This window comes from Paraburkholderia caffeinitolerans (assembly GCF_902859945.1).
GTDB classification, from domain to species: Bacteria; Pseudomonadota; Gammaproteobacteria; order Burkholderiales; family Burkholderiaceae; genus Paraburkholderia; species Paraburkholderia caffeinitolerans.
In genome coordinates this window covers 60,119-73,680 of record NZ_CADIKL010000030.1, presented here as the reverse complement: position 1 = coordinate 73,680, position 13,562 = coordinate 60,119, and the positions used below count along the sequence as shown (strand labels likewise).

Sequence of the window (13,562 nt, the reverse complement as noted above, 5' to 3'; positions counted from 1 at the left end):
GAGCCCCTTCTTTCGTTATGCGCCCGCACGCAGCGGGCTTCAATCGAGTTCGCGCGTTTTACCGGCGCGACGCGTTACAGCACATAGCGCGAGAGATCCTCGTCCTGCGCGACTTCGCCGAGCGCCTTGTCGACATAGGCCGCGTCGATGACCACGCTCTGGCCAGCATGATTGCCGGCCGCGAACGAAACGTCTTCGAGCAACTTTTCGATGACCGTATAGAGACGGCGCGCACCGATATTCTCGGTCTTCTCGTTCACCGAGTAGGCGATTTCCGCGAGGCGGCGAATGCCGTCATCGGCGAAATCGAGTTGCACGTCCTCGGTGGCGAGCAGCGCCTGATACTGCTTGACGAGGCTGGCGTCGGTGGCGACCAGAATGGCTTCGAAGTCTTTCACGGAGAGCGAGTCGAGTTCGACGCGAATCGGGAAACGGCCTTGCAGTTCGGGAATCAGATCGCTCGGCTTCGAGAGATGGAACGCACCGCTCGCGATGAACAGGATGTGATCGGTCTTCACCATCCCGTACTTCGTGTTGATGGTCGTGCCTTCCACGAGCGGCAGCAGATCGCGCTGCACACCTTGGCGCGAGACTTCGCCGCCGCCGCCTTCGTTGTTGCGCGAGGCGATCTTGTCGATTTCGTCGAGGAACACGATGCCGTTCTGCTCGACGTTCTGCACCGCCTTGGCCTTGACCTCTTCGTCGTTGAGCATCTTGGCCGCTTCTTCGTCGGTGAGGACCTTGAGCGCTTCCTTCACCTTGAGCTTGCGGCGCATTTTCTTGCCGCCGCCGAGATTGGCGAACATCGAGCGGATTTGCTCGGTCATGTCTTCCATGCCCGGCGGCCCCATGATGTCCATGCCCACTTGCGGCTGCTCGACGTCGAGCTCGATTTCCTTGTCGTCGAGCTGGCCTTCGCGCAGGCGCTTGCGGAAGGTCTGGCGCGTGGCGTTGTCGCCTTCGCTATGGCCCGACTCGGCCGAAGCAGAGCCGAAGCCCACCGGGCGCGCGCTCGGCAGCAGGATGTCGAGGATGCGGTCTTCGGCCTGATCGGTGGCCTTGCTGCGCACCTTGCGCATTTCCGATTCGCGCGTCTGCTTCACCGAGATTTCGATGAGGTCGCGCACGATGCTGTCCACGTCGCGGCCCACGTAGCCCACTTCGGTGAACTTGGTCGCTTCGATCTTGATGAACGGCGCGTCGGCGAGCTTGGCGAGGCGCCGCGCGATTTCGGTTTTGCCGACGCCCGTCGGCCCGATCATGAGGATGTTCTTCGGCGTGATTTCCTGGCGCAGCGGGTCGGCCACCTGCTGGCGGCGCCAGCGGTTGCGCAGCGCGACGGCCACCGACTTCTTCGCCTTCGTCTGGCCGATGATGTGCTTGTCGAGTTCCGAGACGATCTCGGCGGGGGTCATGGTGCTCATCCTGATTCCTTCTCGTCTGTCCGTCGGGTTACTCGATGGTTTCGATCACACGGTTGTGATTCGTGTAGATGCACATGTCGCCCGCGATCTGGAGCGATTTTTCGACGATCTCGCGTGGCGAGAGTTCAGTGTTGTCGACCAGCGCGCGAGCCGCGGCCTGCGCATACGCGCCGCCCGAGCCGATTGCGCAGATGCCTTCTTCGGGGTCGAGCACGTCGCCGTTGCCGGTGATGACCAGCGTGGTGCTGGCGTCGGCGGCGATCAGCATGGCTTCGAGGCGGCGCAGCATGCGGTCGGTGCGCCAGTCCTTGGCGAGCTCGACGGCCGCGCGTGTGAGATTGCCCTGATGCTTTTCGAGCTTGGCTTCGAAGCGGTCGAGCAGCGAGAACGCATCGGCCGTGCCGCCCGCGAAGCCCACCATCACCTTGCCGCCGTAAATGCGCCGGACCTTCTTCGCACCACCCTTCATGACGATGTTGCCGAGAGTGACCTGGCCGTCGCCGCCGAGCGCGACTTTGTCGCCGCGCCGCACGGATACGATCGTCGTGCCGTGAAATTGCTCCATGTGCGTTCCTTTTTACCGTTGATGCCAGGCAGAGGCTGGAGCGACGCGGCCTTTGCAGCCGCGCCGCATTGTCGGATTCGGTACGCGCCGCTCTTGTCGCGGGGGGCGCGAGCGGGCGTGTCGGAAGAAGTTTAGGGCGGCAGCGGGCAGTTCAAGGGCTCGCGGCGCAGAAATCGAGATAAGCGCAAGGTCAGTGCGAAACAAGCGGCGTGCGAGAAAGTCGGGCGCGAACGCCTGCACAAGGTCAGGCGCAAATAAAAAAGCGCACGGGACTCCGTGCGCTTCGACAAGGAAGGCAGAAAACTCCGGCACCCGCCGCGCGGCGGCGCCGGCAGCCAATCAATCGCCGAACAGCTTCTGGCGCAGTTCGCGGCGCTCTTGCGCTTCGAGCGAGAGCGTGGCGGTCGGGCGTGCGAGCAGACGCGGGATGCCGATCGGCTCGCCGGTTTCCTCGCACCAACCGTAGTCGCCCGATTCGATGCGCGCGATCGATTGCTGCACCTTCTTCAGCAGCTTGCGCTCTCGGTCGCGCGTGCGCAGTTCGAGCGCATGCTCTTCTTCGATCGTCGCGCGGTCGGCCGGATCCGGCACGATGACCGTTTCGCGCAGATTCTCGGTGGTCTGGCCCGCATTGCGGAGAATTTCCGCCTGCAGCTGTTCGAGCCGGTTCTTGAAGAAGGCGAGCTGATCCTCGTTCATGTAATCCTTGTCGCTCATCTTCAGGATTTCGGCTTCGGTCAAGAGTCGTTTCGTCGTCATCTGGCTTGCTTCTTCAATGAGTGAGGCAAAACTGGCACATCTTGCCTGCACTTTTGTGTTGCCCGCAGTGGCTTCTCCCACTTTACCGCGCGCAGTACCGCGCCAATATGCGCGTTGGCGAGCACGGGACGATGAACTGTCGTGACGCCTAAGCGCCGCTGCGGGGCCGAACTCCTCTGGAAACCGTTTTTAGATGCTCCTGAGGCATATTTCGTACCGGCTGCGCGCTGCGACGCGATGCGCGGCCGGGGAGGCGTTTGTCCTGCAGGAATCCGCTAAAAGGGAAATCCCGGGGCGCCTCTCTTTCCAGTGGGGCCGTATTGTAACCGAACCGCAAACTCGCGCCGCAAGCGGGAAATTCCCATGTTGGCGGCTACCGTCAACGTTCGATATCCAGAAAATATAACGCGCCCATCGTGAAAAAGCGATGGTCGGGTACGTTATTTGACGTGTGCAGCGGAGAAAGGCGATTTTGCGCCGTCGTGCAAGCCAAACGACAACGCCCGGCCATGGGCCGGGCGTTGCGAGACAAGCTGGCGAAGTAGCCGCGCTGCGCGTCAGGCGAGGCAGGCGTCGAGGCCGTCGGTGATGAGGTCCTGCGGCAGCTCGATGCCGATGAACACCATCTTGCTGTTCTTCTTTTCGATCGGCAGCCACTTCGCGGCGAGGTCGCTGCCCATCAGCTGGTGCACGCCCTGGAACACCACCTTGCGGTCCACGCCCTTCATGTAGAGCACGCCCTTGTAGCGCAGCAGGCGCTCGCCGTAGATCTGCAGGATGCCGCCGAGGAAGTCCTCCAGGCGGTTCGGATCAAACGGACGGTCGCTGCGGTACACGAACGACTTGATCTTGTCGTCGTGGTGCGCGTGATGATGGTGGTGGCCGTGATCGTGGCCTTCGTGGTTGCACTTGCCGTGATCGTGGTCGCAGTCGGCGTGCTCATGCGCGTGATCATGATCGTGGTCGTGATGCGCATGATCGTGATCGTCTTCGGCGAGGAAGTCGGGATCGATCTCGAGCTTGGCATTCAGGTTAAAGCCGCGCAGGTCGAACACTTCCTTGATGTCCGCCTCGCCAAAATTCACCTCGCGGATTTGCGCGCGCGGGTTCATGTGCATCAGGCGATGGCGCAGGTCGTTGAGTTCCTTGCCGTCGACGAGATCGGCCTTCGTGACGAACAGGCGGTCGGCGAAACCGACCTGGCGCTGCACGACCTCGTGCTCGTCGAGTTGATGGTTGCCGTGCTTGGCGTCGACGAGCGTGATGATGGCGTCGAGCAGGAATTCGCCGGCGATTTCGTTATCCATGAAGAACGTCTGAGCGACCGGGCCCGGATTCGCGAGGCCGGTGGTCTCGATCACCACGCGGTCGAAATCGAGCTTGCCATCGCGCTTTTGCTGGGCGAGATCGCCGAGCACGCGCGCGAGGTCGCCGCGGATCGTGCAGCAGATGCAGCCGTTGCTCATCTGGATGATCTGTTCCTGGCTGTCCTGCACCAGGATTTCGTTGTCGATGTTCTCTTCGCCGAATTCGTTCTCGATCACGGCGATCTTCATGCCGTGCTGCTCGTTCAGGACGCGCTTGAGCAAGGTGGTTTTGCCGCTGCCGAGAAAGCCGGTCAGGATGGTAACGGGAATCATGCTATCTGCCTTGAGTGCCTGGAATCGGGGTGGGATGCGGCGCGGGAGCCGCGCGTTACAACATAACGGCGTATTGAAACATATCTGGGCGGCGTGCGCTTGTGCCGGCCTTGCGCTTCGGGCGTCAGCCGTCCGAACCTGGCTGCGGCGCGATGACTACCGACGCGAGCCATCTTATTAATCGGCGACTATCTCGATTTAATCGATTGTCTTATTGATTCACATCTCTGCAACAGATCCTTGAGTTTAGAAATCCTCCTAAAGATTCGATCCGACAAAACACGTTTAATTCATCCATCGACAGCGATTTCCAAAAAGGGGGATGCTCTCTGGCATTAATTAGCGTGAATATCATCGAGTCGCATTCGTAGCAGTGGGCGTCACCAGTGAACTCTTCCTCCGTTCCATACTGACTACTTGTCACGCCGGAATTATCCGGCGGCTTTCGTGTTAATCGGCAGGTCGATTTTGAGTCGGCCGAATATCCGGGCTTCAATTTAACGAGAAGCCGGATGCATCGCTTTGTATTTAATAATTTTGAGAACACTATGAACAAGATTTATCGCAGCGTTTATAACAAGGTGCTGGGTACGTGGGTTGCCGCATCGGAACATACCGCCGCGCGCGGCAAGCCGGCGCGCGCGAAGTCGGGCGCCATGCTCCTCGCGGGTGCACTCCTCGCTTCGGCGGGCGCAATGTCCGACGTAGCAAACGCGTCCGTGGCCATCTCGGACAACGGTTCGAAGTCGGTTCAGTCCGGCCCGGCGTCCATGGGCGGTAGCGCGGGTGGCATCGGCGCGAATGCATCGTCCAACTCGATCGCAATCGTTGGCGACGGCGACTGCAACCTGCTCACCAATGTCGATTCGCAGAAGGTGTACGGAGATGGGTTGGCCAGCAGCTATAAGGGCGGTATCTACGGCTTCGGCGTGCAGAATTCGGCGACCAGCTATGACGACATGACGAACGCTGGCGCGGGCCAGGCAGGCATGAAGGGCTTCAGCTCAATGACCGCTGGCTACGTGACGGAAACGGGCAACGGCGTGGCTGCAACGCAGGCGTTCGGCATGAACTCGATCGCCATGGGCTGCGGCGCGCAAGCGAATGGCTTCGGTACGGTCGCCCAAGGTTGGGGCGCGATTGCTAGCGGCGCGGGCGCGACGGCGTTCGGCATTAACGCGGTGGCGAGCGGCCAGGGCTCGTACGCATCGGGTATCGCCGCTACGGCAGCCGGCGACGATTCGATCGCGCTGGGCACGCTCGCGACGGCATCGGGTAACGGCTCGATCGCACTGGGTGCGAATGCAGCCGCCGCCGGCGAGAACGCAATCGCTTCGGGCAACGGCGCAATCGCCGAAGGTGATGAGTCGGTTGCCATGGGCGCGAACGCCTCGGCTTCCGGCGCAGGTTCGACGGCATTCGGTGCGAACGCTGCGGCTAGCGGCAGCAATGCGCTCGCCTCCGGCATCGGCGCAAGCGCCGAGGGCGACGATTCGGTCGCGATGGGCTCGAAGGCTGTTGCCTCGGGCGTCGGCGCAATGGCATTCGGCATGAACGCTGCGGCGAGCGGGGCCAACTCGATGGCATTCGGCGCGAACGCTGCAGCAAGCGCGGACAACACCGTGGCGCTGGGCGCAGGTTCGGTGGCGGATCGCGAGAACACGGTCTCGGTGGGCGCGGCAGGCGCTGAACGCCAGATCACCAACGTCGCGGCCGGCACGGCCGACACCGACGCGGTGAACGTTTCGCAGATGAAGAAGTCCGGCCTGATCGCGGCGGACGGTTCGGCGAAGGTTGCGGTGACGTATGACCAGAACGCGGACGGCACGGCTGACTACAGCAACCTCACGCTCGGCAACAACGTGGCCGGCGGCACGACGATTCACAACGTTGCAGCGGGCGTCGCCGATATGGATGCGGTCAACGTCGGCCAGCTCAACTCGGCCGTCGATGGCTTGAACTCGTCCGTCGACAACCTGAACGCAGCCGTGGCCAACGCCACGAACCTCGCAGAGGCCGCGCGCAACCCGCTGTTCGCCGCCTATGGCGACAAGAACACGGAAGCTGCAAGCGCGACCGGTGTGTATGCAACGGCGGCGGGAGCGAATGCCAGCGCAAGCGGCATGAATTCGGTCGCGGTTGGCGTGAACTCGTCGGCAACGGCTGACAACTCAGTCGCGCTGGGTGCGGGCTCGGTGGCAAACCGCGCCAACACGGTCTCGGTGGGCGCCGCAGGCAGCGAGCGTCAGGTGACGAACGTGGCCGCCGGTACCGAAGGCACCGACGCCGTGAACGTGAACCAGCTTGACGAAGCGAAGCAGGAAGCGAAGAGCTACACCGACCAGCAAGTCTCGCAGAGCGTCTCCCAGGGTCTCTCGTCGATATCGGACTCGGTGCATGATGTGCTGCGCCGGTCCTACGCCGGCACGGCGGCGGCGATGGCTGTCGCGGGTCTGCCGCAGCCGACGCAGCCGGGCAAGATCATGGTTGCGATGGCCGGCGGCCGTTATGGCGGACAGACGGGCGGCGCGCTGGGCATCTCGTACGTGACCAACAACAACAAGTGGGTCGGCAAGGTGGCGGCGAACACCAGCACGACCGGCAACACCGGTGTGGTGGTCGGCGCGGGCTATCAGTGGTAATGCCTCGCTAGTGCGAGCCGGCCGCAAGGCCGGTAAATGCAACACAGCGAAACACAGGGTCCACGGCCTTCCGGCCGGGACCCTGTTTCATTTTCCGCGCGGGCTTTACAGCACCTGCAGCAGCAGTCCCTTCAGATACTCGCCTTCCGGGAAGGCCGCGAGCAGCGGATGATCGACGCCCGCGCCAAGGCGCTTGAGAATGCGCGCATCGACCTTCGCATCGGCGGCCGCGCCGGCGACGATCTTCTGGAACAGCTCCGCATCGATCGCGCCCGAGCACGAGTACGTGAACAGCAGGCCGCCCGGGCGCAGCAGCTTAAAGCCGGTCAGGTTGATGTCCTTGTAGGCGCGCGCGGCGCGGTCCACATGCTCGCGCGAGGCCGCGAACTTGGGCGGATCGAGCACCACGAGGTCGAAGCGCTCGCCCTCTTCGTGCAGGCGGCGCAGCGTCTTGAAGGCGTCGGCGTCGAGCCAGGTCGCGCGGTCCGCGTCGAAGCCATTCGCCTGAACGTTCTTCTGCGCGGTGGCGAGCGCGTCGCCCGACGAATCGATCGACACCACGCGCTTTGCGCCCCCCTTCATCGCCGCGAGCGAGAAGCCGCCGGTGTAGCAAAAGCAGTTGAGCACCTCGCGGTCTTGCGCGAAGGTTTGCACGAGCGCGCGGTTATCGCGCTGATCGACGTAGAAGCCGGTCTTGTGGCCGTTGCGCACGTCCACGTGATAGCGCACGCCGTTCTCGTTGGCCACGATGGTTTCGGGCGGCTCGTCGCCGGCCAGCAGGCCCGTGATCTGCTCGAGCCCTTCCTTTTCGCGGATCGAGACATCCGAGCGCTCGTACACGTTCGGGCAGCCCGTGGCCGCCGTGAGCGCCGCGACGATCGCTTCCTTCCATGCTTCGACGCCCGCTGCCATGAATTGGCAGACGAGCTGGCCGCGCGCGTTCTCGCCTGCGACGTCTTCCTTGTAGTAATCGACGATCACGCCAGGCAGGCCGTCCGCCTCGCCGAAGATCAGCCGCACCGCGCCCGTGCCGTTCACCATCGCCTGCCGATGCGCGACGGCGCGCTGCACGCGGCGCTTGAAGAACGCGTGGTCGATGGGTTCGTTCTCGTCGAAGCTCCAGACGCGCGCGCGGATCTGCGAATGCGGGCTATAGGCGGCGCGCGCGAGAAAGCGGCCGTCATGCGCGCGCACGATCACGGTCGCGCCGGGTGCGGGCTTGCCCTCGACGCGCTCGATGGCGTTGGCGTAGACCCACGGATGGCGGCGCAGCAGGGATTTTTCTTTCGACGGCTTGAGAGTGACGATATTCATGATGGATTCGATACAAGGGCGAGGCCCGGTGATGTGCAATGGCGCGATGACCCGCCAGGGCGAGGTACGGCTCGCGCTCAGTCGCGCTTCTTGGCGCGCGGATGTGCGGTGTCGTAAACCTTCGCGAGATGCTGGAAATCGAGCGACGTATAGACCTGAGTGGCCGAGATGCTCGCGTGGCCGAGCAGCTCCTGCACGGCGCGCAAATCGCCGCTCGACTGCAGCAGGTGCGTCGCGAACGAGTGCCGCAGCACGTGAGGATGGACGTTCGCGGGAATGCCGGCGGCGAGCGCGGCGCGCTTCACGCGTTCGCGCACGATGCCCGGCGCCATGCGGTTGCCGCGCACGGAGAGGAACAGCGGAGCGTCGTCGTGCTTGACCCAGCTTCCGCGCACGGCGAGCCAGGCGTCGAGCGCTTCCAGCGCCTTTTTGCCGACGGGCACGATGCGATGCCGGCCGCCCTTGCCGTGCACTTCTACTTCGGCGGCGTCGCGCTTGAACCAGCCCGCCGATTCGTAGCCGTCGCGTTTCACGTAGCGCGCGTCGAGCCCCACGAGTTCAGCGAGGCGCAGCCCCGACGAGTAGAACAGTTCGAGCATGGCGTGATCGCGCAACGCCTCTACGCTGCCGGCGGCGCTTTCGCAGGTCTGGGCGGCCGCGCTGGCGCTGGGCGCATCCATGAGCTTCATGGTGTCGTCGACGGAGAGCGCCTTTGGCAGCGTCTTCTCGCGCTTGGGCGCGCGCACCGCCGCCACCGGATTTGCGTCGAGCTCGATGCGGCCCGCGAGCCAGCGGTAAAACGCGCGCCAGACCGAGAGCCGGTGTGCGATCGAGCGCGCCGAGAGGCCGCTCGCATGGGCGCGCACGGCGGCGCCGCGCACGTCGACAGACGTGACATGTTCGAGCGGCCGGCCGTTCGCGAGCTTCTTGAGCTCGTCGAGCTCGTGCGCATAGCCGCGCAGCGTGTGCGCCGAAAGCCGGCGCACGTGCTCGAGTTCATCGAGATAGTCGGCGATCGGGGCGGTTGGATTCACGGCTGCGGCTTGAGTGTGGGTGCGGTGCGCGGGATTGACGGCGTCAATGCGGCAGCAGCCGCGTGAGCCCGGCGCTCGCGAGCGTGCCGACCTTGCGCAGGAAATCGGTGGCCATGCCGTCGTGGAAGCGGCGCGGATCGGGCGAGCCCAGCACGAACAGGCCGAACGCTTCACCGCTCGGATCGCGCTCTTCTGTGGACATGCGCCGGCGCAGCGCGATGATCGCCACCGACTGCGGCGCGTTTTCCGCACCTTCGCCGCCATCGAGCCATTGCGCTGCTTCGAAGCCCGTGTTCGCGCCGCAGTACGGCACTTCGAGGCTGCTGGCGAAGAGGCGGACTTCTTCGCTCGTATGCTTCGCGAAGCTCGCTTGTGCATAGGCGTCGGCCACATCCCACAGGCGCAGCGCCGCTTGCGGCACGTCGAATTCTTGACGCAACTGCTCCGCGATCAGGCGCGGCAACGCATGCGGGTCGCGCTCGGCGAGCACGTGGCCCGCCCAATGCACCAGTTTTCCGGCGATGGTGTCGTTTTCGTGGCCGTAGCGCAGCAATTCGGAAAGGCGCAGCTCCAGATGCTTGTTCTTCTCGCGCAGCATCTCCATCTGGCGCTCTTGCAGGGACACGGCCGCCTTGCCGTGAGGATTGCCGAGCTTGATGGTTGCCAGCAGTTCGGCGTGCTCAACGAAGAAATCGGGATTGGCGAGCAGGTAGTCGGCGACTTCGCGATCGTTCATGTTGGTAGCGCGTTCGATGAAGAGGCGGCGCGCGGTGGGCGCGCCTGTGTGACTCGGGTGTTGCCGGGGTTGCCGCTAGCGCCGGAATTACAGCGCTAGCGGCAACCCCGGCAACGAATCTGCGACGAAGAGCAAACGGTCAGTTCGACAGCGCGTCGGCGAGTTCGATCTCGCCTTCGAAGACGGTTGCGGCCGGGCCCGCCATCGTCAATGGGGCGGATTCGTCGCGCGCGCCGTCCCAGGCGATCGTGAGCGCGCCGCCGTGCGTATGCACTTTCACGGGCGAATCGAGCAGGCCGCGGCGAATGCCGGCCGCCACCGCCGCGCACGCGCCCGTGCCGCACGCGAGCGTTTCGCCTGCGCCGCGCTCGTAGACGCGCAGCCGCACTTCGTGGCGCGAGACGATCTGCATGAAGCCCGCGTTCACCTTATTCGGAAAGCGTGGGTGCGCCTCGATCACGGGGCCGTCGGCGAGCACGGCGAACGCTTCGGCGTCGTCGACCACCTGCACCGCGTGCGGATTGCCCATCGACACCGCCGAGATCCAGCGCGTCTGGCCGTTCACTTCGAGCGGCCAGAGCGTGTCGTTGCCTTCGCGGCGGCCTTCGAGGCCGTTTGCGTTGAACGGCACGTCCGACGGTTCGAATACCGGGCTGCCCATGTCGACCACGACCTCGCCGTTGTCCTGCATGACGAGCGTGATCACGCCTTTCTGCACTTGCACGCGCACGCGGTTGGCTTCGGTGAGCTTGCGGTCGCGCACGAATTTCACGAAGCAGCGCGCACCGTTGCCGCAGTGCTCGACCTCGCCGCCATCGCAATTGAAGATGCGATATCGGAAGTCGACGCCTTCGATAGTGGGCTTTTCGACCAGCAGCAACTGGTCGGCACCCACGCCGAAGTGGCGGTTGGCGAGCGCACGCACGCGCTCGGGCGTGAGCGCGATGGGCTGGCTATAGCCGTCGAGCACGACGAAGTCGTTGCCGGCGCCGTGCATCTTGGTGAACTTGAGTTTCATCCCGCCATTGTAAGCGACGTGCGGGCGAATGCCGCGCGCTGGCCGCCGGCGTCAATACACGTTCGGCTCGCCGGGAGGGCGCGTCTTGAAGCGCTTGTGGACCCAGTAGTACTGCTCGGGAATGCGCGGAATCTGCTCTTCGAGGAAGGCGTTCATGCGGCGCGCGTCCTGTGCGTCGTCGCCGGTGGGGTAGTTGTCCCAAGGTTTGAAGACCTTGAGCCGATAACCCTTGTAATTGGGCAGCACCTCGCCGATGAACGGCACAACCTGCGCGCGGCCCACCTTGGCGAGGCGGCCCACGGCCGTCAGCGTGCACGCAGGCACGCCGAAGAACGGCACGAAGGTCGAGTTGCGCATGCCGTAGTCCATGTCCGCGCCGAGCATCACGGGTTTTTTGTCGCGCAGCCAGCGCAGCACGATGCGCGCGGCGTCCGCGCGGCTTTCCATCTCGGCGCCGAAGCGGCTGCGGCCCGCCTTCGCGGCGGCTTCGAATTCGGGGTTCGAAAACGGCTGGTAGAGCGAGCCGCACGGGCGATGCAGCGAGTAATTGAGGAACATCGAGCCGGCTTCGATGCCGACGAAGTGCATCCCAAGAAACAGCGTGGGCGGGAGGTTGGGATCGGTGAGGTCGATTTCGCTGTCGAGCTCGATGAGCTTTTCGAGCTTCTGCGCCGTGCCGAACCACTGCACGCTGCGCTCGATGTAGCTGCGGATGGCCTGGCGAAAGTGCAGACCGGCGATTTCCTCGCGTTTTGCGTCGCTCCATTCGGGAAAGCACAGGCGCAGGTTGGTGTGGACGACACGCTTGCGCCCACTCGGAATCTGGTAGAGCAGCCAGCCGAGGCCGTCGCCGAAACGGGCGATGAGACCATAGGGCAGGATCGCGAACAGCTTGAGCAAGCCCACTGCAAAGCGGGAGCCGAGCTTAACGAGCATGCATGGCCCCCATGGAACGCGCGAATAAATTGAACGTTGCGTTGGTTAGCACGCGGTGTGGCTCTGCGGCAAATTAGGGAAGTCGCTATAATAAGGTCTTCGCCGAGTTAATAGACAACTTGCGGGGCGAAGCCGGTTTGCCATGCGGCCATTAGTAGCGTCAGATGTTCGGGCGCGCGGTGCATGGGCCAACCGGGCAGGTAATCCGCTAAAGCGTCGCCGCTTCAAAGCTCCCGAAGTTGGCTACGTGAATATAACCGTCACCAGCTAAAAGGAGCCTGACACGTGGCAAACGACTATTTCTTCACTTCCGAATCGGTCTCGGAAGGCCATCCGGACAAGGTCGCCGACCAGATCTCGGACGCGATCCTCGACGCCATCCTCACGCAAGACAAGTACTCGCGCGTTGCAGCGGAAACGCTGTGCAACACGGGTCTCGTCGTGCTCGCCGGTGAAATCACCACCACGGCCAACGTCGACTACATCCAGGTGGCGCGCGACACGATCAAGCGCATCGGCTACGACAACACCGATTACGGCATCGACTACCGCGGCTGCGCGGTGCTCGTCGCCTACGACAAGCAGTCGCCGGACATCGCCCAGGGCGTGGACCGTGCGCACGACAACAACCTCGACCAGGGCGCGGGCGACCAGGGCCTGATGTTCGGCTATGCGTGCGACGAAACGCCCGAGCTGATGCCGCTGCCGATCCACCTCTCGCACCGCCTGGTCGAGCGCCAGTCGAACCTGCGCCGCGACGGCCGCCTGCCCTGGCTGCGCCCGGATGCGAAGTCGCAGGTCACCGTGCGCTATGTGGACGGCAAGCCGCATGCGATCGACACCGTTGTGCTCTCCACGCAGCACTCGCCCGAAACCGACCTCGCCACGCTGCGCGAAGCCGTGATCGAAGAGATTATCAAGCCGGTTCTGCCGCGCGAGCTTATCAAGGGCGATATCAAGTTCCTCGTGAACCCGACCGGCCGCTTCGTGATCGGTGGTCCGCAGGGCGATTGCGGTCTCACGGGCCGCAAGATCATCGTCGATACGTACGGCGGCGCGGCCCCGCACGGCGGCGGTGCGTTCTCGGGCAAGGATCCGTCGAAGGTCGACCGTTCGGCTGCTTATGCGGGCCGCTACGTGGCCAAGAACATCGTGGCCGCCGGTCTCGCTTCGCGCTGCCTGATCCAGGTCTCGTACGCGATCGGCGTGGCCGAGCCCACCTCGGTCATGGTCAACACGTTCGGCACGGGCAAGGTATCGGACGCCACCATTACGAAGCTCGTGCGCGAGCACTTCGATCTGCGCCCGAAGGGCATCATCCAGATGCTCGACCTGCTGCGTCCGGTCTACGAAAAGACCGCGGCATATGGTCACTTCGGCCGCGAAGAGCCGGAATTCTCGTGGGAAGCCACGGACAAGGCGCTCGTACTGGCCGAAGCCGCCGGCACGGAACCGGTCGGCGCGCTCGCGTAAGCACGCCACACGAAGGCTGGC

General features: G+C 64.0%; 11 protein-coding genes. 2 read left to right on the top strand and 9 right to left on the bottom strand.

The window, feature by feature from the left end; all coding sequences use genetic code 11:
- Window positions 1-74: 74 nt before the first annotated feature.
- From hslU to HV773_RS25155, 4 genes are all read right to left on the bottom strand, one after another.
- On the bottom strand, window positions 75-1,424 hold the full coding sequence (hslU, locus tag HV773_RS25170; RefSeq protein WP_129560899.1) for an ATP-dependent protease ATPase subunit HslU: 1,350 nt from the start codon (window positions 1,422-1,424) through the stop codon (window positions 75-77).
- A 28-nt stretch (window positions 1,425-1,452) separates the two neighbouring features.
- Window positions 1,453-1,989, bottom strand: a complete 537-nt coding sequence (gene hslV / locus HV773_RS25165) for an ATP-dependent protease subunit HslV (RefSeq protein WP_129560900.1) — start codon at window positions 1,987-1,989, stop codon at window positions 1,453-1,455.
- Window positions 1,990-2,328: 339 nt separating this feature from the next.
- A complete protein-coding gene (dksA, locus tag HV773_RS25160; protein WP_027815854.1) occupies window positions 2,329-2,748 on the bottom strand; it encodes an RNA polymerase-binding protein DksA in 420 nt (139 codons plus the stop codon).
- A 557-nt stretch (window positions 2,749-3,305) separates the two neighbouring features.
- Window positions 3,306-4,388, bottom strand: coding sequence for a CobW family GTP-binding protein (locus tag HV773_RS25155; RefSeq protein ID WP_129560901.1), 1,083 nt, complete (start codon window positions 4,386-4,388; stop codon window positions 3,306-3,308).
- Window positions 4,389-4,936: 548 nt separating this feature from the next.
- On the opposite strand from HV773_RS25155, the gene HV773_RS25150 reads away from it, so the two are divergent.
- Window positions 4,937-7,030, top strand: a complete 2,094-nt coding sequence (locus tag HV773_RS25150) for an ESPR-type extended signal peptide-containing protein (RefSeq protein WP_160113431.1) — start codon at window positions 4,937-4,939, stop codon at window positions 7,028-7,030.
- A gap of 105 nt (window positions 7,031-7,135) precedes the next feature.
- Here HV773_RS25150 and HV773_RS25145 read toward each other — a convergent pair whose 3' ends face one another.
- The 5 genes from HV773_RS25145 to HV773_RS25125 all read right to left on the bottom strand — a co-directional run bounded on the left by HV773_RS25145 (window position 7,136) and on the right by HV773_RS25125 (window position 12,068).
- The gene (locus tag HV773_RS25145) at window positions 7,136-8,344 is read right to left on the bottom strand and encodes a class I SAM-dependent rRNA methyltransferase (RefSeq protein ID WP_175197031.1); all 1,209 of its coding nucleotides are present in this window, start codon (window positions 8,342-8,344) and stop codon (window positions 7,136-7,138) included.
- A 77-nt stretch (window positions 8,345-8,421) separates the two neighbouring features.
- Window positions 8,422-9,378 carry a tyrosine recombinase XerC gene (locus tag HV773_RS25140; protein WP_129560904.1) on the bottom strand — a complete coding sequence of 319 codons (957 nt, stop codon included), beginning with the start codon at window positions 9,376-9,378 and terminating at the stop codon, window positions 8,422-8,424.
- 43 nt (window positions 9,379-9,421) lie between these two features.
- Complete coding sequence (locus HV773_RS25135; RefSeq protein WP_129560905.1) at window positions 9,422-10,114, bottom strand: DUF484 family protein; 693 nt, start codon at window positions 10,112-10,114, stop codon at window positions 9,422-9,424.
- 139 nt (window positions 10,115-10,253) lie between these two features.
- A complete protein-coding gene (gene dapF / locus HV773_RS25130) occupies window positions 10,254-11,132 on the bottom strand; it encodes a diaminopimelate epimerase (RefSeq protein ID WP_129560906.1) in 879 nt (292 codons plus the stop codon).
- Window positions 11,133-11,183: 51 nt separating this feature from the next.
- Window positions 11,184-12,068, bottom strand: a complete 885-nt coding sequence (locus HV773_RS25125) for a lipid A biosynthesis lauroyl acyltransferase (RefSeq protein WP_129560907.1) — start codon at window positions 12,066-12,068, stop codon at window positions 11,184-11,186.
- 285 nt (window positions 12,069-12,353) lie between these two features.
- Here HV773_RS25125 and metK point away from each other — a divergent pair, with 285 nt between their 5' ends.
- Complete coding sequence (gene metK / locus HV773_RS25120; protein WP_129560908.1) at window positions 12,354-13,541, top strand: methionine adenosyltransferase; 1,188 nt, start codon at window positions 12,354-12,356, stop codon at window positions 13,539-13,541.
- Window positions 13,542-13,562: the final 21 nt, after the last annotated feature.

Coding starts and splice junctions, on each gene's coding strand:
- HV773_RS25125 (WP_129560907.1), bottom strand. CDS start 12,068: ATGCTCGTTAAGCTCGGCTCCCGCTTTGCAGTGGGCTTGCTCAAGCTG.
- HV773_RS25155 (WP_129560901.1), bottom strand. CDS start 4,388: ATGATTCCCGTTACCATCCTGACCGGCTTTCTCGGCAGCGGCAAAACC.
- hslV (WP_129560900.1), bottom strand. CDS start 1,989: ATGGAGCAATTTCACGGCACGACGATCGTATCCGTGCGGCGCGGCGAC.
- HV773_RS25145 (WP_175197031.1), bottom strand. CDS start 8,344: ATGAATATCGTCACTCTCAAGCCGTCGAAAGAAAAATCCCTGCTGCGC.
- hslU (WP_129560899.1), bottom strand. CDS start 1,424: ATGAGCACCATGACCCCCGCCGAGATCGTCTCGGAACTCGACAAGCAC.
- HV773_RS25150 (WP_160113431.1), top strand. CDS start 4,937: ATGAACAAGATTTATCGCAGCGTTTATAACAAGGTGCTGGGTACGTGG.
- dapF (WP_129560906.1), bottom strand. CDS start 11,132: ATGAAACTCAAGTTCACCAAGATGCACGGCGCCGGCAACGACTTCGTC.
- HV773_RS25135 (WP_129560905.1), bottom strand. CDS start 10,114: ATGAACGATCGCGAAGTCGCCGACTACCTGCTCGCCAATCCCGATTTC.
- dksA (WP_027815854.1), bottom strand. CDS start 2,748: ATGACGACGAAACGACTCTTGACCGAAGCCGAAATCCTGAAGATGAGC.